This window comes from Agrobacterium sp. RAC06 (assembly GCF_001713475.1).
GTDB lineage: Bacteria > Pseudomonadota > Alphaproteobacteria > Rhizobiales > Rhizobiaceae > Allorhizobium.
Genome location: NZ_CP016499.1, coordinates 4,572,576 through 4,592,713 on the forward strand (window position 1 = coordinate 4,572,576; position 20,138 = coordinate 4,592,713).

Annotated in this window: 23 protein-coding genes and 1 pseudogene; 9 read left to right on the top strand and 15 right to left on the bottom strand. The window is 61.3% G+C overall.

What is annotated here, in order from left to right:
* Positions 1-382: 382 nt before the first annotated feature.
* From BSY240_RS21675 to BSY240_RS21685, 3 genes are read left to right on the top strand one after another with little or no spacing between them, the layout of a single operon-like run.
* A complete protein-coding gene (locus tag BSY240_RS21675) occupies positions 383-883 on the top strand; it encodes a YbjN domain-containing protein (protein ID WP_006725585.1) in 501 nt (166 codons plus the stop codon).
* Positions 884-885: 2 nt separating this feature from the next.
* The gene (gene proC, locus BSY240_RS21680) at positions 886-1,704 is read left to right on the top strand and encodes a pyrroline-5-carboxylate reductase (protein WP_069043712.1); all 819 of its coding nucleotides are present in this window, start codon (positions 886-888) and stop codon (positions 1,702-1,704) included.
* The gene (locus BSY240_RS21685; RefSeq protein WP_069043713.1) at positions 1,701-2,045 is read left to right on the top strand and encodes a tRNA-binding protein; all 345 of its coding nucleotides are present in this window, start codon (positions 1,701-1,703) and stop codon (positions 2,043-2,045) included. Before proC ends, BSY240_RS21685 begins: the two co-directional genes overlap by 4 nt.
* A gap of 40 nt (positions 2,046-2,085) precedes the next feature.
* Here the strand turns inward: BSY240_RS21685 and BSY240_RS21690 are convergent, their stop codons facing one another.
* From BSY240_RS21690 to BSY240_RS21700, 3 genes are read right to left on the bottom strand one after another with little or no spacing between them, the layout of a single operon-like run.
* The gene (locus BSY240_RS21690) at positions 2,086-3,468 is read right to left on the bottom strand and encodes an ATP-binding protein (RefSeq protein ID WP_054151524.1); all 1,383 of its coding nucleotides are present in this window, start codon (positions 3,466-3,468) and stop codon (positions 2,086-2,088) included.
* Positions 3,469-3,510: 42 nt separating this feature from the next.
* Positions 3,511-4,212, bottom strand: a complete 702-nt coding sequence (locus BSY240_RS21695) for a response regulator (protein ID WP_236759292.1) — start codon at positions 4,210-4,212, stop codon at positions 3,511-3,513.
* 1 nt (position 4,213) lies between these two features.
* The gene (locus BSY240_RS21700; RefSeq protein WP_054151526.1) at positions 4,214-4,738 is read right to left on the bottom strand and encodes a MarR family winged helix-turn-helix transcriptional regulator; all 525 of its coding nucleotides are present in this window, start codon (positions 4,736-4,738) and stop codon (positions 4,214-4,216) included.
* Positions 4,739-5,044: 306 nt separating this feature from the next.
* Here BSY240_RS21700 and BSY240_RS24235 point away from each other — a divergent pair, with 306 nt between their 5' ends.
* Entirely contained in the window at positions 5,045-5,209 is a 165-nt protein-coding gene (locus BSY240_RS24235) for a hypothetical protein (RefSeq protein WP_153762508.1), read from the top strand.
* Between the two features lie 89 nt (positions 5,210-5,298).
* On the top strand, positions 5,299-5,943 hold the full coding sequence (locus tag BSY240_RS21705) for an MBL fold metallo-hydrolase (protein ID WP_054151527.1): 645 nt from the start codon (positions 5,299-5,301) through the stop codon (positions 5,941-5,943).
* A gap of 58 nt (positions 5,944-6,001) precedes the next feature.
* Here BSY240_RS21705 and BSY240_RS21710 read toward each other — a convergent pair whose 3' ends face one another.
* The 4 genes from BSY240_RS21710 to BSY240_RS21725 all read right to left on the bottom strand — a co-directional run bounded on the left by BSY240_RS21710 (position 6,002) and on the right by BSY240_RS21725 (position 9,058).
* Entirely contained in the window at positions 6,002-6,451 is a 450-nt protein-coding gene (locus BSY240_RS21710; protein WP_069043714.1) for a BA14K family protein, read from the bottom strand.
* 155 nt (positions 6,452-6,606) lie between these two features.
* Positions 6,607-6,822, bottom strand: a complete 216-nt coding sequence (locus tag BSY240_RS21715) for a cold-shock protein (RefSeq protein WP_006725577.1) — start codon at positions 6,820-6,822, stop codon at positions 6,607-6,609.
* Positions 6,823-7,360: 538 nt separating this feature from the next.
* Positions 7,361-8,509: a PQQ-dependent sugar dehydrogenase gene (locus BSY240_RS21720; RefSeq protein ID WP_083229697.1), complete on the bottom strand. Its 1,149-nt coding sequence runs from the start codon at positions 8,507-8,509 to the stop codon at positions 7,361-7,363.
* Between the two features lie 153 nt (positions 8,510-8,662).
* A complete protein-coding gene (locus BSY240_RS21725; protein ID WP_069043716.1) occupies positions 8,663-9,058 on the bottom strand; it encodes a hypothetical protein in 396 nt (131 codons plus the stop codon).
* A 263-nt stretch (positions 9,059-9,321) separates the two neighbouring features.
* On the opposite strand from BSY240_RS21725, the gene BSY240_RS21730 reads away from it, so the two are divergent.
* A complete protein-coding gene (locus BSY240_RS21730) occupies positions 9,322-10,524 on the top strand; it encodes a pyridoxal phosphate-dependent aminotransferase (RefSeq protein ID WP_069043717.1) in 1,203 nt (400 codons plus the stop codon).
* Between the two features lie 68 nt (positions 10,525-10,592).
* Here the strand turns inward: BSY240_RS21730 and BSY240_RS21735 are convergent, their stop codons facing one another.
* The 3 genes and pseudogenes from BSY240_RS21735 to BSY240_RS24005 all read right to left on the bottom strand — a co-directional run.
* On the bottom strand, positions 10,593-11,822 hold the full coding sequence (locus BSY240_RS21735; protein WP_069043718.1) for a PQQ-dependent sugar dehydrogenase: 1,230 nt from the start codon (positions 11,820-11,822) through the stop codon (positions 10,593-10,595).
* Positions 11,823-11,983: 161 nt separating this feature from the next.
* Positions 11,984-13,189 (bottom strand): OpgC family protein, encoded by a 1,206-nt coding sequence (locus BSY240_RS21740; protein WP_069043719.1) that lies wholly within the window; start codon positions 13,187-13,189, stop codon positions 11,984-11,986.
* 190 nt (positions 13,190-13,379) lie between these two features.
* Positions 13,380-13,523: pseudogene (locus tag BSY240_RS24005) on the bottom strand (calcium:proton antiporter); the annotation flags it as partial.
* 87 nt (positions 13,524-13,610) lie between these two features.
* On the opposite strand from BSY240_RS24005, the gene BSY240_RS21745 reads away from it, so the two are divergent.
* Complete coding sequence (locus BSY240_RS21745) at positions 13,611-13,880, top strand: DUF2188 domain-containing protein (protein ID WP_054151533.1); 270 nt, start codon at positions 13,611-13,613, stop codon at positions 13,878-13,880.
* A 48-nt stretch (positions 13,881-13,928) separates the two neighbouring features.
* Here BSY240_RS21745 and BSY240_RS21750 read toward each other — a convergent pair whose 3' ends face one another.
* Positions 13,929-14,867 (bottom strand): LysR family transcriptional regulator, encoded by a 939-nt coding sequence (locus tag BSY240_RS21750; protein ID WP_069043720.1) that lies wholly within the window; start codon positions 14,865-14,867, stop codon positions 13,929-13,931.
* 93 nt (positions 14,868-14,960) lie between these two features.
* Here BSY240_RS21750 and BSY240_RS21755 point away from each other — a divergent pair, with 93 nt between their 5' ends.
* Complete coding sequence (locus BSY240_RS21755; RefSeq protein WP_069043721.1) at positions 14,961-16,001, top strand: NAD(P)H-binding protein; 1,041 nt, start codon at positions 14,961-14,963, stop codon at positions 15,999-16,001.
* Positions 15,998-16,372 carry a DUF6220 domain-containing protein gene (locus BSY240_RS21760; protein WP_054151536.1) on the top strand — a complete coding sequence of 125 codons (375 nt, stop codon included), beginning with the start codon at positions 15,998-16,000 and terminating at the stop codon, positions 16,370-16,372. Before BSY240_RS21755 ends, BSY240_RS21760 begins: the two co-directional genes overlap by 4 nt.
* A gap of 54 nt (positions 16,373-16,426) precedes the next feature.
* On the opposite strand, the gene BSY240_RS21765 is transcribed toward BSY240_RS21760, so the two are convergent.
* From BSY240_RS21765 to trxB, 4 genes are all read right to left on the bottom strand, one after another.
* Positions 16,427-17,527, bottom strand: coding sequence for an alkene reductase (locus BSY240_RS21765; RefSeq protein WP_069043722.1), 1,101 nt, complete (start codon positions 17,525-17,527; stop codon positions 16,427-16,429).
* A gap of 58 nt (positions 17,528-17,585) precedes the next feature.
* On the bottom strand, positions 17,586-17,879 hold the full coding sequence (locus BSY240_RS21770) for an ArsR/SmtB family transcription factor (RefSeq protein WP_054151538.1): 294 nt from the start codon (positions 17,877-17,879) through the stop codon (positions 17,586-17,588).
* 362 nt (positions 17,880-18,241) lie between these two features.
* On the bottom strand, positions 18,242-19,138 hold the full coding sequence (locus tag BSY240_RS21775) for a LysR family transcriptional regulator VtlR (protein WP_069043723.1): 897 nt from the start codon (positions 19,136-19,138) through the stop codon (positions 18,242-18,244).
* Positions 19,139-19,158: 20 nt separating this feature from the next.
* Positions 19,159-20,136, bottom strand: a complete 978-nt coding sequence (trxB, locus tag BSY240_RS21780) for a thioredoxin-disulfide reductase (RefSeq protein WP_069043724.1) — start codon at positions 20,134-20,136, stop codon at positions 19,159-19,161.
* Between the last annotated feature and the right edge of the window lie 2 nt (positions 20,137-20,138).

A 20,138-nucleotide genomic window follows, 5' to 3' on the forward strand; every position in this document is an offset into this window, starting at 1 on the left:
CCTGTGGCTTTGGGTCTTTTTGTATTTTCAGCACCTTGACGGGTGACGCTCAGGCCGGAACCCACGAAAAAATTGCAGCTTGTGGACAGCTGCGAAAAAGCCAATCGGCAGAGTCGCTTATGGGGTGATGCAAAGGCGATTCTGAAAGCGCCATCCACAGGTCACACAGTCAAATATGACGAGGGGGGCTGGTGCTGGCCCCTGACGATTATACACTGATTTTCAACGATGATTCTGAGCGGGGGCCGCGTAAGTTTCGGGCAGGGTGCGTGTTCTACCCTGGGGTCCTTCGGAATCGTTTTCAGTAGTTTCCGGTTCAGGTGTCCGAGTGACCCGGCGGTTCGCCGGGCGCCCGTATTCATTCCGGTCAAGAAGGTGATGCATGAGCCTCATGGAAATCGAAGTCGAACGCCAATCCAACCCGGTCGATATGATCGAGTTTGTCGCAGCGACCAATGACTGGTCGTTCGAGCGTTCGGGCGAAGACGAAATCGCAATGACCGTCGAGGGGCGCTGGGCCGACTACCATGTCTCCTTCTCCTGGATGGAGGAGTTCGAGGCGCTGCATCTGGCTTCCGCCTTCGATCTGAAGATCCCTGAAAACCGCCTGAACGAAGTCATCAAGCTTCTGTCTTACGTAAACGGGCAGGTGCTGATGGGCCACTTCGACCTGTGGCGGAACGAAGACGTCGTGATCTTCCGTCAGTCTCTGCTGCTCGCCGGTGGCGCAGAGCCGACCAATCGTCAGGTCGAGGTGCTTCTCTCCTCCGCTGTCGATGCATGTGAAGCCTATTACCAGGCCTTCCAGTTCGTCGTCTGGTCGGGCATGGACGCCAAGAGCGCCATGGATGCCGTCCTGTTCGAGACGGTCGGAGAAGCCTGAGCATGACGAATGCCGCATTCGGACAGATCGTCCTCGTCGGTGCTGGCAATATGGGCGGCGCGATGCTGGCCGGCTGGCTGAAGAGCGGTGTTCCGGGCAATGCCGTCACGGTGCTCGACCCCGGTCCATCCGACAAGATGATGGCGGTAATCAACGATGCCGGTGCCCGGCACTTGGTCACGCCGCCGGAAGGTCTGACGGCTGATATTCTTTTTCTCGCCCTGAAGCCGCAGGTCATGGACGCGGTCCTGCCGGGCCTCAAGTCTCTCGTCGGGCCGCAGACGACGGTGGTTTCCGTTGCCGCCGGCAAGACCATCGCCTCGATGGAAGGCCATCTCGGCAAGGCGGCCATGGTGCGCGCCATGCCAAATACGCCGGCAATGGTCGGCCGTGGCATCACTGGCGCCTTTGCCAATGCTGCCGTCTCCGAAGAGCAGCGCGACGTCGTGCATCGTCTTCTTCAGGTGTCCGGCCCGGTCGAATGGGTCTCGAGCGAAGCCGACATCAATGCCGTGACCGCCCTTTCTGGTAGCGGACCGGCCTATGTCTTTTACCTCGTCGAATGCATGGCAGAGGCAGGCCGGAAAGCGGGCCTGCCGGCGGACCTCGCCATGCGCCTCGCACGAGAAACGGTCGCGGGGGCTGGTGAATTGTTGCACCAGTCCCCCGACCCTGCCTCGCAATTGCGCAAGAACGTCACATCGCCTGGTGGGACGACGGCTGCTGCGCTCTCTGTGCTGATGGCTGATGATGCGATGCAGCCGCTGTTCGATCAGGCGATCGAGGCGGCGCGCAAGCGGGCCGAGGAACTCGCCCAGTGAGCGGCTCCGACATCACCTTTGCCGATTTCGAGAAGGTCGACATTCGCGTCGGCACGATTGTCGAGGTCGAAAACTTCCCGGAAGCGCGAAAGCCGGCCTTCAAGCTGAAGATCGATTTTGGTCCCGAGATCGGTATCAAGAAATCCTCGGCGCAGATCACCGTGCACTACACACCGGAAACGCTGATGGGACGCCAGGTGCTCGGGGTGGTCAACTTTCCGCCCCGGCAGATCGGGCCGTTTCGCTCCGAGGTTCTGACGCTCGGATTCGAGGATGAAAACGGCGCCATCGTGCTGGCGGCCGTCGAGCAACCGGTGCCGAACGGCAAGAAGTTGATGTGACAAGGGGCCTTCGGGCCCCTTTTTCTTGGCCTGAACAATCTCAGACCGGGACCCGGATAATGGCGCGCAGGCCACCGAGCGGGCTGTCTTCGAGCGTGACGTTGCCGCCGTGGCTGCGGGCGATGTCGCGGGCGATGGCGAGGCCGAGACCGGTGCCGGAGGCATCGAGATTGCGCGCTTCATCGAGGCGATAGAAGGGCTTGAAGACATCGTCGCGCGCTTCCTTCGGAATGCCCGGGCCGTCGTCATCGAAGACAATCACCAGCCACTTGGCCGTGTGCCGGGCGTCGATGTCGAGCCTGTGTGCGTAGCGTCGCGCATTGGAGGCGAGGTTGGTCACCAGACGCGTGAAGGCGTTGGGACGCACATGGACCAGCGCCTCGCCCTCCAGTGTCCAGGAGAAAGCGCGGTCGTGCAGGCTGAAGTCGGCTGCGACGCGCTCGAAGAGGTCGCGAAGATCGAGTGTACCGACGTCTTCCTCGACCTCTCCTTTGGCGAAATCGAGATAGCCTTCGAGCATGCTCTGCATGTCGTCGATGTCCTGGTTCAGGCTATCGATTTCCGGCCCGTCACCGGCGAGCGCGAGCTGCAGGCGAAAACGGGTCAGGATGGTGCGCAGGTCGTGGCTGACGCCCGCCAGCATGGCGGTACGCTGTTCCATCTGACGTTCGATGCGCTCACGCATCAGGATGAAGGCAAGGCCGGCGCGGCGCACTTCGTCTGCTCCGCGCGGCGAGAAGTCTTCCGGCGGACGCTGTCCCTTGCCGAAGCTCTCGGCGGCGTTGGCCAAGGCCATAATCGGGCGGATCTGGCCGCGCAGGAAGAGAATGGAAATGGCGATCAGCACCAGCGCCGTCGAGACCATCCAGACGATAAAGATGTGGGTATTCGAGGCATAGGCGGAATTGCGCGGCGCAAAGATGCGCAGGGTTTGGTCGTCAAGGACGACGCGGATCTCGACGAGGCGAGATGTCCCCACCGTGTCGATCCAGAAGGGACGGCGGATCTGCGCGGCGATTTCGTCCGAGAGGATCTGGTCGAGAATGGAGAAGAAGGGGCGCGGCCGGGGCGACGGCAATTCCGTGCCAGGCTCCAGGGAGACCATCAGGTTCAGGCGACTGGCCGCGACGTTGACGATCTTGTCAAAATCCTCGCGGTCCGGATAGAGCTCGATGAGCTCAATGACGGCCGCGATATCGCGGGTAACCGCTGCGGACAATCGTTCCGTCACCAGCTGCCAGTGACGCTCCATGAAGACGAAGGCAACGACCGTCTGCAGGATCAGCATCGGCAGGATGATGATCAACAGCGAGCGGGCATAGATGCCGGTCGGCAGCCGATGACGCAGCCAGCGGAGAGAGCCCTTCAGGCCGGTCGCCGGGCTGCGGTCGTGATCTCGCCGGATCTGATCGAACAGCGTCATATGCTACACTTCCTCGGCGCATCGCGCGCCGTTGCCGCGGCCTCAGTCCATGCTGAGGCGATAACCGATGCCGCGCACCGTCTGCAGCCAGACGGGGTTGGCGGGATCATCCTCGATCTTGCGCCGCAGGCGATTGATCTGGACGTCGATCGTGCGCTCGCCAACCTCCGCGTCGTTGCCGACCAGTTCGTGGCGCGGGATCGTATCGCCGGCCCGCGTCGCGAAGAGATACATGATGTCCTGTTCGCGGTCTGTCAGGCGGATGACCTCCGCACCTTTGCGCAGTTCCTTGCGCAGGACCGAGAAGGTGTAGGGACCGAACATGACCTGCTCGATCTTTGGTGCATCGGGGTTCATGTTGCGCTTGAGAATATTGTTGATCCTGAGCACCAGTTCCCGCGGATCGAAGGGTTTGGCGAGGTAGTCGTCAGCACCGGCTTCGAGGCCTGCAATGCGGCTGTCGGCCTCCGAGCGGGCGGTCAGCAGAATGACCGGCGCGCGCTTGTCGTCGGAGAGGCTCTGGGTGAGCGAAAGGCCGGATTCGCCCGGCATCATCACATCGAGGACGAGGAGGTCGAAGCTCAGGCCTTCAAGCTTGCGGCGCGCCTCGGCGGCATCGGCAGCGACGGAAACGCGGAATCCTTTCTCCGTCAAGAACCGATGCAAGAGGTCGCGAATGCGCGTGTCGTCGTCGACCACAAGGAGATGCGGGGCGTCGTCGGTCAGCTCGATCTTCTTCGACACGTCAGTCTGCTCCATCCGTTTCGAGAGGCTGGGTCACGGTCTGTTTCTGCATGCCTTCGAGGAAGCGCCGCACGGTGGCGCGTTCGTCCGATGTCATGCCCTCCATCGCATGCGCAATGCGGCGCGATTGCGGCTCGGAAAGCGCCAGCGACAGTTCGCGCCCGGCAAGCGTCGGATAAAGTCGGCGCTGGCGGCGGTCGGCGGGACCCGCCATCTGCCTGATATAGCCGCTGTCGATCAGTTCCTTCAAAACCCGGGCCAGGCTCTGCTTGGTGATCTGCAGGATGCCGAGCAAGTCGGCAACGGTCATGCCTGGACGGCGGCTGACGAAATGCACGACGCGGTGGTGGGCGCGTCCGTAACCGAGCTTGGCAAGGATGGCATCCGGATCGGACACGAAATCACGATAGGCAAAAAACAGGCTTTCGATGGTTTCGAAGTCGATCGACTTGTCATCGACCACCGGCAGATCCGGCAGGATTTTCTTGGCAGTCTTCGTCGCAGACTGTCGGGCCACGCTCGTCATTCCTTTCCTCCGGCGCAGACGCGAGCGCCATCGCCGGTTATTACCCTCATCGCCCAGGGGCGATGCTTTCCCGAAGGCTAAGCCGCATGAAGCGACTAACCGTTCTTCCTCGTCTCCCTGACGGGGATTGCCGGCAAAACTATGCGCAAGTGTAGCAAATTTCCAACAAATTTACGCTGATCGCACAGGTTAGGCGACGGTCGGGAAACCTATGGCCGCCATGCTCGTTACCACTGCACTGATCAATCACAAGTTCCGGACAAGCAGCTTCGGCCAGGCTTTGCCGAAGGAGAGAGGATTCGCGCCATGATGAACCGTGACCGTACCGCCCAGATTACTGCAAGCCCCAGCCTTCGTCCCGTTGCGATCTTCGTATTCACCGCCAAGCTGATGGTGGCGAGCTTTCTCGTTGCCCAGGCTTCCCTGCTTCCGGCGTCACCCGTCTCTCAGGTCTACGGCCTGTCCCGTTAAGCCTAAACCCTGTGAGTTCGTCGCGGTTTCTCTCTTCGGTCTGGCATGATAGAGCGCATGTCAATCACGATCAGAAGGATAGCGAGCCCATGGGACAGATACAGGCGGGCATCATCCCGGTTACCCCTTTCCAGCAGAATTGTACGATCCTGTTCGATGATGAAACGCGCGAGGGCGTGATCGTCGATCCGGGTGGGGACGTGGATGTCATCCTGCAGGTGATTGCGGAGAATGGACTGACCCTCAAGGCGATCTGGCTGACGCACGGGCATCTCGATCATGCGGGAGGTGCTGCCGAGCTCAAGGAAAAGACGGGGCTCACCATCATCGGACCGCACAAGGACGACCTGCCGCTTCTGCAGCGCATCGAGACGCAGGCGGCGAGCTACGGCATTTCGGGATTGCGCAGCGTGCTTCCCGACCGGTGGCTCGAAGACGGCGATACGGTCAGCTTCGGCGACCATACATTCGAGGTCTACCACTGCCCGGGCCACGCCCCAGGGCATGTCATCTACTTCAACCGCGACCAGAAGTTTGCCCATCTCGGCGACGTCTTGTTCAGCGGCTCGGTCGGACGAACCGATCTGCCGGGTGGCGACCACCAGACCCTGATGAACTCGATCCGCGACAAGGTGCTGCCGCTCGGGGACGACGTCGGTTTCATCTGCGGCCATGGGCCCGGCAGCCGCATCGGCGACGAACGCCGATCCAATCCCTTCATCCAGGGGCTCTGAACGAGAAAAAGCGCCGGGTGACCGGCGCTTTTGTCATTCTGCGGTGCGGTTACGGCCCTTAGCGGGCCGTGCAGAAGTGGGTTCTGCCGTCATAACCGACGAAGGTGCCGGTCCGCGGGTTGAAGCTCCGATAGCGCTGCGAGCAGTAGTCATACCAGGCGCCGGTCCAGGGCTCGACGCCATAGGACTGAACCACCGGGCGCGGCTGCTGGTAAACTGGGCGCGGGCGATAGGTATGGCGCGGCGGCGGCGGATAATCATCGACGTAGTAGCCGGGCTCGTCATAGACCGAGACGGGGCGATCGATATAGACGCGGCGCTGCGGCGGCGGGCTTGCGAGTGCGGAGCCGACGATCATTCCGGTTGCGAGACCGATGACGCCCAGTGCCAGGGCATCGTCGCTGCGGTGGCGATAATGGCGGTCGCCGGCTTCGGCCTGGCTTGCCGCGGCGATCGGCGTCAGGGTGACTGCAGCCGCGAGAAGTGCGTGTTGCGCGAATTTCATCATGACGTCGTTCCTCGACCTTGCGAAATTACCTGAGCCGGTGTGGCTGTTCGGGCCGTCGGCGATGATCGCAATCTAGGAGGCTTTGCCTGAACGCAGGCTGAACGAAAAAACCCGGCATGAATGCCGGGCCGCAATTCGTAGAAAACCGGGTAAAATCAGCCGGAGATCTGCAGGTTTACGGCCTTAGGGCCCTTGCCACGGCGATCGGGTTCGGTGTCGAAGCTGACCTTCTGGTTTTCGGTCAGGCCCGACAGGCCCGATGCCTGAACGGCGGAAATATGGACGAAGATGTCCGCGCCGCCATTGTCGGGCTTGATGAAGCCAAAGCCCTTGTCGGTATTAAAAAACTTTACAGTGCCAGTCTCGGCCATGCGTCAGGTCCTTTTCTCTCTGCCCATATTCGGCGGGGCAGCATTGCAATGTACCCGCAAGCGGGTGAGCGACAGGCATTTGTCGAAATTAGAGGAAAGGGGCCCTGTTACCGCAGTCTAACTCCCGACGATGTTTCCATCCTGTCAAGTTAGCCTGCCCGGGGTTGTTATAGCGTCCCCGGCGCGCACTCATTTATAGGTCTTCCCATGCTCTCAAAATTGCCCGAACGCGCGAAGATTGCTTGGTTTGTCGGAAATTGGCAAGCGAAAGTTTTAACCCTGTCCGGGGCGAGACTCCTTTGTTTTCAGTGTGAATGGAGTGATTCGTTACCGTCGCAAGGCCTCGTCACGCCATTTCGAAGAAAATTTGCATCGCTTGCGATGGAGATTGAGACAAAACCCCTCTCGAACACGGAAATTTGCGGGTGAAAATTTTCCGTGTTCGACGGTCTCGCATCCTGCGGGGGCCAAGCTTGTCAGGCAAATTGGCCCCAAACATGGGGCAAATGCCCGGCGGATAACAGGTTCGCGGCGTTCCTCAACTCTGGCCAGCACGGGTAAGGCGTAGAAGCTGTCCATCCTCTTCGTCGGTCACCAGCAGGATGGAGCCGTCTGGCGCGACCTTCACGTCGCGAATGCGGCCGTAGTCGCCTTGCAGAATGCGTTCTTCTTTGCCGATCGAGCCGTCATCGTTGCGCTCGATGCGGGCGATCAGCTGATATTTCAATGCGGCGACCAGGAAGTCGCCTTCCCATTCCGGGAACATGGCGCCGCGGTAGATCGCTAGCGCTCCCGGCGCGATCGACGGGTCCCAGTAGTGAAGCGGCTGCTCGTAGCCATCGGCAGACTGACCGATGCCGATTTCGGCGCCGGAATAGTGCTTGCCATAGGAGATGACCGGCCAGCCATAGTTGTTGCCTGCTTCGGGTGCATTGATTTCGTCACCGCCGCGCGCGCCATGTTCGACGGAATAAAGCCTGTTGTCGGCGGGATCGATGACTATGCCTTGTGGATTGCGGTGACCGCTGGACCAGACTTCGGGAAGAAGTTGCCCGCTGGGGTTGGCGGAAGAAGGGGTGCCGTCGGCATTGATGCGGATGATCTTGCCGGCGTGATCGCCCTGATCCTGGGCGCGGTCCGGTTCTCCACGATCGCCGATGCCGAAAAACAGGCTGCCATCAGCGGCGACAGCGATCCGGGATCCAAAATGCTGGCCGGCGCCAGTCAGCTTGTTCATGAGAAAGATCCGACGGACATCCTCGAGGCGTCGTTCGTTTGCGCTCAGGCGAGCGGAGAAGACAGCCGTGCCCTGTCCACCCGGACCGGGGGCGGCTGCGGTAAAGAAGAGACGGCGGCTTTTGGCGAAGTCGGGAGAGAGGGCGAGGTCGAGCAGTCCACCCTGGCCAACGGCTGCTATCCTCGGCAAGCCGCCCAGCGGACGACCGACTTCACCATCACGAATGATCCGCATGCGGCCGGGACGCTCGGTGACGATGAACGCCCCATCCGGCAGCACTTCAACCGACCAGGGGTTTTCGAGGCCCTCGGCGATGCTGGTGACCTCGATGGTGACGTCTCCGGCCCGGATCTCCCGGGGCTCTTCTGCCAATGCGGACGTCGCAACCGATATGGCAAGGACGGGCACGCACAGCCGTGCGATTCTGTCGAAGGGGTTCAGCATCATCATCTCCTCACAGCCATCGATTGCTCGTCGAGAAGATGGGGACTGAAATGCAGCTGGCAAGGCGTTTCACAGCCGGCGCCCGCCTCATGACGTAGTTTTGAAGGCGAAGTGTGCAGCTGGCGTCGGCATTCCAGATCCAGATGTTCGACCTGCCGCTTACCGCTGATCGCTGTTTTCGCCTTGGACGATTTCCTGCCATCCGCGCTTCCAAAGGGCGAAGCCACCGGCTGCCATGACCGTGAAGCAGGCGAAGAGGAGAACGATCAGCACATGGCGCTCCTTCTGCGGGAGGGGCAGGTGCTCAACTGCTGAGGCCGGGACATCGACCAGTCGGACAGGGGCGGCCGGGACGATGCTTCCGGTGGTCAGGCGATCTGCCGAGATGGTGGAAGCCGACGGGGCCACGATGACCTTGTCCTGGCTGGGCGGCGAGGCGGCACCGGGACTTCCGAACATGAAGAGAGCCAAAGCCAAGCCGCTGGCAGCGGCGAGCCAGGCCAGTGAACGGCTTCGCCTTGAGGGTGGCGTGCATGCTTCCAATTCATAATCCATGACAGGCACCTACATTCTTGTCCTGACCGCATGAAACCGTGTGATCGCGTCGTCATGGCGACGAAATTGTGGCGTTTCCCAACTCGAATTGTGATTTCGGCGGTGCTTGTGAACTCGTGCCCACAGACGCATTGGAATGGTGACGCAAATCTCTTGCGCCATCCGTGCTTTTGGCTTGAAAGGCCGGGGCTCTTTCGCCATAGAGCTTGGACCTGAGGCCCCGGAGAGCGGGGTCGATGTTCAATCAGCTCAGGACCTGCACAATGGCTTTCCTTGCCGACGCCCTTTCCCGCATCAAGCCTTCCGCGACCATCGCCGTCACGCAGATGGCCCGGGAACTCAAAGCGCAGGGGAAAGACGTCATTTCGCTCTCCGTCGGCGAGCCCGACTTCGATACGCCGCAGAATATCAAGGACGCGGCCGTTGCCGCCATTGCTCGTGGCGAGACGAAGTACACGCCGGTCGCCGGCATTCCGGAGCTGCGCAAGGCGATCGCCGACAAGTTCAAGCGCGAGAACGGTCTCGACTACAAGCCGGAGCAGGTGATCGTCGGCACCGGCGGAAAGCAGATTCTTTTCAACGCCTTCATGGCGACGATCAATCCGGGAGATGAAGTGATCATCCCCGCGCCATTCTGGGTCTCCTATCCGGAAATGATCGCGCTGTGCGGCGGCACGCCGGTCGCTGTCGAGACGACGATCGAGAACAATTTCAAGATGACCGCCGAGCAGCTGGACAAGGCGATCACGCCGAAGACCAAGTGGTTCATGTTCAACTCGCCGTCCAACCCGTCGGGTGCTGCCTACAGCCGCGAAGAGCTGAAGGCGCTGACCGACGTGCTGATGAAGCACCCGCATGTCTGGGTTCTGACCGATGACATGTACGAACATCTCGTGTTCGGCGATTTCGTCTACTACACCCCGGCCCAGGTTGAGCCTGAACTCTACGAGCGGACGCTGACCATGAATGGCGTGTCCAAGGCCTATGCGATGACCGGCTGGCGTATCGGCTATGCAGCCGGCCCGCTGCCGCTGATCAAGGCGATGGACATGATCCAGGGCCAGCAGACGTCTGGCGCCTGCTCGGTTGCCCAGTGGGCGGCCGTCGAAGCGCTGAATGGTCCGCAGGACTTCATCACGGAATCCAAGAAGGCTTTCGAAGAGCGCCGTGACCTCGTCGTTTCGATGCTCAACCAGGCGTCCGGCATCGTTTGCCCGAAGCCGGAAGGCGCCTTCTATGTCTATCCGTCGTGTGCTGCGCTGATCGGCAAGACCGCCCCGTCGGGCAAGGTCATCGAGACGGACGAGGACTTCGTCATGGAACTGCTAGCGACCGAAGGGGTTGCGACCGTTCACGGCTCGTCCTTCGGCCTTGGCCCGAACTTCCGCGTTTCCTACGCGACCTCGAATGCCAAGCTGGAAGAGGCCTGCAGCCGCATCCAGCGCTTCTGCGCTTCGCTGAAGTAAGCAATTTTCTGGTTCAAACCATAAGAAAAGGGCCCGCGTTGCGGGCCCTTTTACTTTGACAATAATGATCAACCCTTGGTCAGCTTGATGATCGTCGAGTTGCCGCCGCCACGCTGTTCGGTGACGGCGTAGACTGCGCCATCGGGACCAACCTTCACGTCGCGGATACGCGCATCGAGATCAACGCGCTCCTCGAACTTCACCCGGTCGTTCTCCATGTGCAGGACGACCACACCCTGGCTGACGAGACCGCCGACGAGGAAAGCGCCCTTCCATTCGGGGATAGCGTCGGCATCGTAATAGGCCATGCCGGAGGGCGCGATGACGGGGTCCCAATAATAAACTGGCTGTTCGGTGTCGGCCATCTGGGTGATGCCGTCGCCCACTGCGGCGCCACTGTACTCGACGCCGTAGGTGACTTCCGGCCAGCCATAGTTTTTGCCCGCCTCCGGAAGGTTCAGCTCGTCGCCGCCCTTGGGGCCATGCTCTACCGTCCACAGTCGGCCCTCACCATCAATCGTGGCTGACTGGAGGTTGCGGTGACCAAGCGACCAGATTTCCGGCTGGGCGCCGTCCTCGCCGATGAAGGGGTTGCCTTCCAGGGCTTCACCCGTCTGGCTGATGCGGAAGATCTTGCCAAGGCCGCTCTGCAGGTTCTGGGCCTGAACGCGAGGCTCGGCATCTGAGCGCTCTCCGACCGTCACATAGAGCTCACCTTCCGGACCGAAGGCGAGACGGGAGCCGAAATGCTTGTTGCCGTCATAGCCCGGGGTCTGGCGGAAGATTACGGTGACGTCTTCGAGGGCGCCGCCGCCCTGTTCGTCGGCAACGAGGCGTGCAGAGGCAACCGATGTGCCGTTGCCGTCGTCATCCCGAGGTTCGGCGAAGGAGAAGAAAATCCTGCCCGAGCTTTCAAAGTCGGGCGCGAGAGCCACATCGAGTAGCCCGCCCTGGCCATCGGCGAGGACTTCCGGAACGTTTGCGATCTCGGGGCCGGCCGTGCCATCAGTGCCGATGATATGCATGGCACCCTGCTTGGCGGTCACAAGCATGCGGCCATCGGGCAGGAATTCCATCGCCCAGAGATGCGGCAGGCCCTCGGCAACGACTTCGGTCTTGATGTTGATAACCTCCGGTGGCTGCGGGGCTCTCGTCTGACCGGAAAAGGCCGGTTCCTGGTTCGGGGCGTTCGGTGCCTGGGTCTCGACTGGCGTTCCGGGCTGTTGGGCAAAGGCCGGAAGGGAGACGAGGCTGACGCTCAGCATGGTTCCGGCAAGAATGTGGGGTATACGCTTCATCAATTCCTCCTGGTCGAATGATTGGACCCGTTCAACGCCTGAAGTGGTCCGAAAGCTCCGCCTCGGTAGAGCGTGCCAGATCAAGTTCTCTTTATCGGATGGTGAGGAGAGGTCTCCGCAACGTCAGAGCGGGCCTGGTGGCCCGCTCTGACGGTTCTTGCTCATGCCGGAGTTTTGATCCAGCTGCCGACATAGGGTGCGTTGGCGAAAACTTTCTCGCGGTCCCGCCACAAGGCCGGCAGTGCGAGGATGGCGAGCGCGCCGATGGTGACGGCCGTCTTGGTCAGCTGCGACAGTTCCGGTGTCCGGGCGTCGATGTAATAGACCGCATAGACGATCAGCACGTGCCAGACATAGATCTGCAGCGAATGGCGGCCGAGCAACTGAAGGAAGTTCAACGTGAACAGGCTCGTGAGCGTAGAAGCGATCTTGCGGATGACCGCATTCTCATGGCGCGGGCCAGCGATCAGGATCCAGGCCATTCCATAGGCGACGGCTGCGAAGTTGATCAGATAGACCGGTCCGAAATCGGCGCGGACTTCCATCAGGCTGAATTTTTCGAGCACAAAGCCGGGCATGAAGCCGTGAGCGGTTGCGATGCGGAGTGGCGCGAAGAAGAGGGTGACCGCGAGCGCCGTCCAGGCAAGCGTCGTGCGCTTGGGGTCGAAGACCTTCTGCCACTCGATCTTCTTCATCGAGGTCAACGTACCGGCGATGATGCCGGCGAAGAAGACGATCTGCCAACCTAGCAGGTTGAAGGACACGCGCAGGCCCTCCTTGTCCGGCGCGCCGACGAGCCAGGCATCCAGCGGATAGGTGACGATGCGGTGCAGGCCAAGCTGAGCGGCCAGCCAGACAAGTAGGGAGCCGATGGCGACGCCGAGCCAATGGCCGCGCAGGCAAAGCCAGATCACGACGGGGGCGAAGACCATGTAGGCGATGTATTGCGGCAGGATGTCCATGAAGGTGGGCTGGACGAGGAATGTGGCGACCGGCGCGAGCGAGCTCGGATCGAGCAGGCTTGCGTCACCCAACCAGTTCTTCCAGGCTGTGACCGCACCCGGCAGGACCAGCTGCAGGGCCAGCACGATCAGAATGATCGCCATGGCATAACGGTAGAGTTCCAGCGCCCGCGACCAGATCTTGTCGCGGCCGACCGTATAGCCGTCCTTCATCATCTTGCGGCTGTAGACCATGCCGGTCAGCAGGCCCGACAGGAAGACGAAGCCTTGGGCATCTTCGACGAAGGCGAGGTTGCGGTGGTTGATTTCGACGAGCCAGAGGCCCCCGGTGAATACCAAATGGTTGATCAGCATGAAGACGAGGAAGTACCCCCGCATGCCATCGATCACGTCCAATCTCTTCACGTTCGACTCCCGAGTTGGCCCCCTGGTCACCCGCGGCGGCGATCATCGTCTGCATCATGTTGACAATGCGGCGGGAGGCCCAGTCGGGGCCGATCCTCGCGGAGGGAACGGCGGTTTTTGACAAAAGTTCCGAGCCTGATTGCTCACGGAGCCGTGGTCGGATGCCGCAGTCAGAGCTGATCATGCGTGTTCAGAGACCGAGGAAGGCGAGCATGATGAAGGTGGCGAAGAGGACCAAAATGGTCATGCCTTCGATTGCATTCGTCTCGCCATCGTTGAGATTGATCACGGCTGCGACCAGGGGCATGGCGACCATGGTGGTCTGGACCGGCGTCGTCGTCCTTCCCCGTCCGATCGCTCGTCCGTTTGCGCCGGAGCCGTTTTGATGGAATACTCTTTCTCAGCCTAGGAGGAGAAGGCCATGGTGAAGATCATCTACGAGATCGTTCCTCATGATGGCGGTTGGGCCTATCGGCTCGGTGGCGCCTATTCGGAAGCGTTCCCGACCCATGACCAGGCCCTTGAAGCCGCACGCATCGTCATGCTGGAGCAGCAGGTCGGCGACGAGCCGGTGACCATCAGTTATCAGGATGAGACAGGACGCTGGCGCGAGGAATACAGCGATGGCGGCGATCGTCCGGAAGTCGAGATCGTCGATACCTTTGTCGACGAACAGAGACCTCCTGCCTGATGGCCCGTATAAGAACGTGATTCTTTTCAACCGTTTAAGGTCGTTCATTCACGTCGTGAGTCCACTTGTCTTGGTGGCGGCCGGAGCGTCGCGAGACAGCCTCTTCCAGTCGTTGAGGCCGGAAACCAAAGCATCGAAGGTGGCGCGATAGCGCGGCACGGCCTTCAGATTTTCGTGCATCACAACGAAGGTTTCGAGCGATATATCGAGTGTTCCTGGCAGGACTTCCACGAGGTCTGGTTCGCGGGCTGCGATGGCGTGCTGGCACATGCCGATGCCGAGCCCGGCACGGATGGCGGCGAGCTGGACCAGGTTGCTGTCGGCGCGGAAGTCGAAGCCGATGCCAGCCAGATCCTGCCGCTCCTTGAGGATGTCCCTGATATAGGCGAGCTGCCTGTCGAAGCCGATCAGGCGGTGTCTTGCAAAATCGCTCAAGGCGGTCGGCAAGCCGTGGCGGTCCAGATAGCGTCGGTGAGCGTGAAAGCCGAGCGATAGCTTGCCGATCCGCTGGCTGAGCAAGGCGGCCTGTCTGGGCTGGACCATGCGAATGGCAATGTCTGCCTCCTGCTGAAGCAGATCCTCAACCGCATCGGAGGCCGAAAGCTCGATTTCCAGCCCCGGATGCTTCTCCTGTAGCTGGGCGAGGATGGGGGGCAGAGTTTCGACTGCTATCACCTCGCTGGCGCTAATGCGCACGGTGCCGCGTACCGCCTCCATGTCGCCTGACGCAATGCGAGCGAGAGCCGACGACATCGCGGCCATGCCAAGCGCATGTCCCTGCATGGCGCGCGCCTTTTCCGTGGGCAGCAGACCCTGTGGGCTGCGTAGGAAAAGCGGCGCGCCAAAGGCCTGTTCCAAAGCCTCGATATGTCGGCCGGCCGTGGGCTGGGTCAAACCCAGTCTGCGAGCGGCGGCCGACAGCGACCCGGTCTCGAGGACGGCGAGAAAGGTTCGGTAGTGATCCCAGCTGATTTGATCGATGATCATTCATATTTGTATATCGACTGAACGTTTTTTGGCAATTCTGCATATCGTTAGTCGCTGTCACACTCAGTCCAGTTTCAATCACAGGAGATGAGCATGACAGAGATAAGGACAATGACATCGCTGGAGCGACCGCTTGCACTGGTGCTCGGGGCAACGGGCGGCATCGGGGGAGCGCTGGCGACAGCTCTTCTGCAGCGCGGCTACCGCGTTCGTGCCATGCACCGCGCACCGGAGCGCCAAACATCTGCTCGTCCGGCTTGCGAGTGGGTGAGGGGTGACGCAATACGGGCCGAGGATGTCTTGCGGGCGGCGGAAGGCGCAAGCATCATCGTGCACGGCGTCAATCCACCGGGCTATCGGAATTGGGGCGAGCTCGTCCTGCCGATGATCGACAACACGATTGCCGCTGCCCGCGCCGTCGGGGCACGAATCCTGATGCCGGGGACGATCTATAATTTCGGCCGCGATACCTTTCCGCTCGTGGCCGAAGACAGTCGGCAGGAACCGGAAACGGTGAAGGGCCGCATCCGGGTGGAGCTCGAGCGGCGGCTGGAACAGGCGGCGGCGGAGGGCGTGCCCGTGCTGATCGTTCGCGCCGGGGACTTCTTCGGGCCTGATGCCGGCAACAATTGGTTCGCGCAGGGCCTCGTGCAGCCCGGCAAACCCGTGCGCTTCGTCGTCAATCCCGGGCGCAAGGGTGTGGGGCATGCCTGGGCCTATCTGCCTGACGTCGCTGAGACCTTCATGCGACTGCTTGATCGGGCTGATGCTCTGCCACGCTTCGCCCGGTTTCACATGGACGGCTTCTATGATCCGGATGGCACGCAAATGGTGGCGGCGATCGGTCGGGCCACGGAGCGAGAGCGCATGCTCACCATCGGTTTTCCCTGGCGTCTGGCAGGACTTGCCCGTCCCTTTGTGCCCCTGATCCGCGAACTGTACGAGATGCGCTATCTCTGGCGTGAAACGATCCGGCTCGACAATTCTCGTCTCGTCGAATTCCTTGGGGAAGAGCCCCATACGCCGATCGATGGCGCGGTCAAGGCGACATTGCGGAGCCTCGGCTGCCTGGTCGATTCCGATAACCTGACCATGCGCAATCCGATGCTGCGTGTCGCCGGAGGCGAACAATGAGTGCGGCGGTCACGAGCATGCCGTTTCCGGTGCTTGTCTTCAGAGGACTGGCGATCATGGTGCTTGGCGGTGTCGCCGGGCAGTTCTTCCTCGCCGGAATGACGGTCTTCGGTGCCGGGGGAGGATGGGACTTGCATGCGGCAACGGGAGGTGCGCTTGGACTGCCGGTGCTCGCGCTCTTTCTGTTGTCGCTGGCGCCAGCGCTGCGCGGGTATCGCCGAAGTGGCGCCCTGTTGTTTGCCGTTTATTTGCTGCAGGTCGCGCTGGCTGGGGTCGGTGACGCGTTGCCGATGCTGGGAGCGCTGCATCCGGTCAATGGGTTGTTGATGGGGCTGATCGCCGTCAGGATGGTTGGCCGTTTGGCGCCCTGACAATCCCAGACGCCGACAGAAGGGCACCCGGCAGAACCGGGTGCCCTCGTCGTGTCAGGCAAGCGCCGGATAGGTCGTGTAGCCTTCCGCGCCGCCGCCGTAGAGCGTGGCCTGATCCAGCGGGTTGAGGCTCGCATCTTCCTTCAGGCGGCGGACGAGATCCGGATTGGCGATGAAGGGGCGGCCGAAGGCGACGAGGTCGGCATAGCCGCTCTCGACGGCGTCGATCGCAGACGCGCGGTCATAGCCATTGTTGGCGATCCAGGCACCCTTGCCGCCAGCATTGCGATAGGCGGCCTTGAGGGCCTTCCAGTCGAAAGGCAGGACGTCGCGCGGACCGCCGGTCGCGCCTTCGATGACATGCACGAAGGCGAGGTCGAACTTGGCCAGCGCCTCGACGAGTGCCGTATAGACGGCCTTCGGATCGGGGTCGGAGACATCGTTCGCCGGGGTGGTCGGGGAAATGCGGATGCCGGTCTTCTCTGCACCGATTTCCCTGGTCACGGCTTCGACGACTTCCAGCGTCAGGCGGATGCGGTTTTCGATCGAGCCGCCGTATTGATCCGTGCGCTGGTTGCTGTTCGAACGCATGAACTGTTCAAGCAGGTAGCCGTTGGCAGCGTGGATCTCCACCCCATCGAAGCCGCCTTCAATGGCAGCCCGTGCCGCCCTGCGGTAGTCTTCGATGATGCCGGCCAGTTCTGCCGTTTCCAGAGCACGCGGCTCGGAGGTCTCGACGAATGCGCCGGAACCGTCTGGATTGAGGATATAGGTCTTGGACTGTGCCGCGATGGCGGAGGGAGCGACCGGGGCGCCGCCCTCGGGCTGCAGGCTCGTATGCGAGATGCGGCCGACATGCCAGAGCTGGGTGACGATCTTGCCGCCTGCTGCATGCGCGGCGTCGGTGACCTTCTTCCAACCGTCGATGGCTTCGGACTTGTAGAGACCGGGAACGTCGGCATAGCCCTGCGCCTGGTGGGTGATCGCCGTGCCTTCGCTGATGATCAAGCCCGCAGTCGCACGCTGGCGGTAGTACTCGACGTTGAGATCGTTCGGAACCGCGCCCGGTGACCGGTTGCGGGTCAGCGGCGCCATGGCGATGCGGTTCGAAACGGGGATGGTGCCGACGGATGTCGGTTCAAAAAGCTTGGACATGAAACCTCTCGGGAGTTTCCAATGATGGGAAGGTCATTGGGGATCCCGATGTGGGGCCTTAGAGTGTTCCATTCAAGGTCTTGACGAACTCCGCGATGGCATCTTCATTGCGGCGATAGAGAACCCGCTGGCCGACACGCTTGGAACTGATGAGGCCCGCGCGCTGAAGGGTCGCGAGATGGGCGGAAACCGCGGATTGTGACAGGCCGGATCGCTCGAACTGACCGGCGCTAATGCCGTCGGTTGCGTCTTCTTTGGGCACCCCGAAGTACTCTTTGGGATCCTTGAGCCAAATCAGCATTTCCATGCGCGCCGGGTGAGCCAGCGCCTTCATCACGTCCTCTAGGAACATGTCGCCTCCAAATCGTCTGCATTTTCAGTCTGCTGCGGAGAGATCTCTGCCGTCGGGGCCGAGAGGCCCGGCGTCAGTTCCGCCAGACGCTGTAACGGCCCGAAGGATCTATTGTTCCAACAAAATAACAAAAAAAGAGGGCCACCGGAATAACCAGGGCCCTTTGAATTGTGAAGGTCAAAAACCTCCAGAGGGGAACAGCTGCTGCGGTGGAACTGGGAGGAAAAAGCCACCATGTGCATCAGCTGTGTGCGATATGGTGGTTTTTTGTGCAGTGAACAATGCATTTTTATGCATGTCAGGCATGCATGATGCGCAAGTCTGTGTGCGCAACCTACTAAAAGGGCAGCCGTCAGGCGGCCTTAGAAGTTCCAGTTTCGGGCCTTGGCGACGATGAAGTCCCTGAATGCCTTCAGCTTTGCGGCGTTCTTGATCTCGTTGGGATAGCAGAAATAGGTGTCGAAGGAAGGCACGTCGGCACTGGTGACCAACTGCAGCAGACCCGGATCGCGGCCGACGATGTAATCCGGCAGCATGGCGATGCCGATACCGAGCAGGCAGGCACGCTTGATCGAGGTCAGACTGTTGATCTGCAGATGCGGCATGCGCGGATTGTCGGAGGAGCGGCCGGCGACTTCCAGCCAGTTGACGTCCAACAGGTAATTCGGTGCCGGTTCGCCGAAGGTGATAATCCGGTGGTTGTCGAGATCCTCGATGGACTGGGGTTCGCCGTAGCGGTTGATGTAGGACGGTGCCGCATAGACGTGCATATGCACCGTGAACAGCTTGCGCTGGATGAGGTCCGATTGCTGTGGCTGGCGGAGCCGGATTGCGCAGTCGGCATGGCGCATGTTGACGTCCAGTTCCTCGTTGTCGAGGAGCAGCTGGATCGACATGTCGGGGTAGAGCTGCAGAAATTCCTGCACCTTGTCGGTCAGCCAGCCCTGGCCGAGGCCGACGGTGGTCGTGACCCGCAGCTTGCCGGACGGCTTTTCGGTCGTCTCGGTCAACTGCATCTTGACAGTCTGCAGCTTCAGGAGAACGTCATGGGCGGTGCGATAGAGCAGTTCACCCTGTTCGGTCAGGATCAGGCCGCGCGCATGACGGTGGAAAAGCTTGACGCCGATGTCCTGCTCCAGGGAGGAGACCTGGCGGCTGATCGCCGACTGGGACAGGTGCAGCTTGTCGGCCGCGTGGGTGAAGGACCCAGCTTCGGCGGCCGCATGAAAAATGCGCAGTTTGTCCCAGTCCAGCGGCATGCCGCCCCCTCTCATGGCGGCTATTCCGCGGCTTGTTGTGTCTCGACGGGCAGGGCCGAGAGGAAACGTTCGGCCTCGAGCGCTGCCATGCAGCCCATGCCGGCGGCGGTGATCGCCTGGCGGTAGACGTCGTCGGTCACGTCACCGGCGGCAAAGATGCCGGCCACGTCGGTTGCGGTCGAATCCGGCGCGGTCCACAGATAACCGTTAGACTTGAGCTTCAGCTTGTCCTTGAACAGTTCGACGGCCGGCGCATGGCCAATGGCGACGAAGACGCCGTCGATCGGCATGTCGGTGACGGCACCGGTCAGCGCATCCTTGAGCCTGACGCCGGAAACGGACGGCGGCATCGGCGGCTTGGCCGGGGCGCCGGTGATTTCCTCGACTGTCGTGTTCCAGAGGACACGGATGTTCTCCTTGGCGAAGAGACGTTCCTGCAGGATCTTTTCCGAACGGAAGCTATCACGGCGATGGACGACGGTGACCGACTTGCAGATATGCGAGAGGTAGAGCGCTTCCTCGACGGCCGAATTGCCGCCACCAACGACGATGACGTCCTTGTTGCGATAGAAGAAGCCGTCGCAAGTGGCGCAGGCGGATACGCCGAAGCCCTGGAAATGCTGCTCGCTCTCGATGCCGAGCCACTTGGCCTTGGCGCCGGTGCAGATGATCAGCGTGTCAGCGGTCCAGACCTGGCCGCTGTCGGTCTTCACGGTGAACGGACGGTGGCTGGTGTCCACTTCGGTGACGAGATCGCTGACGATTTCGGTGCCGACATGGACCGCCTGATTGAGCATCTGCTCCATCAGCCAGGGGCCCTGGATCGGATCGGCAAAGCCCGGGTAATTCTCCACATCCGTGGTGATCATCAGCTGGCCACCCTGTTCCATGCCGGCGATCAGAACCGGCTTCAGCATGGCGCGGGCGGCATAGATCGCAGCGGTGTAGCCGGCAGGGCCGGAGCCGATGATCAGCACCTTGGTGTGGCGGGCAGTCATGT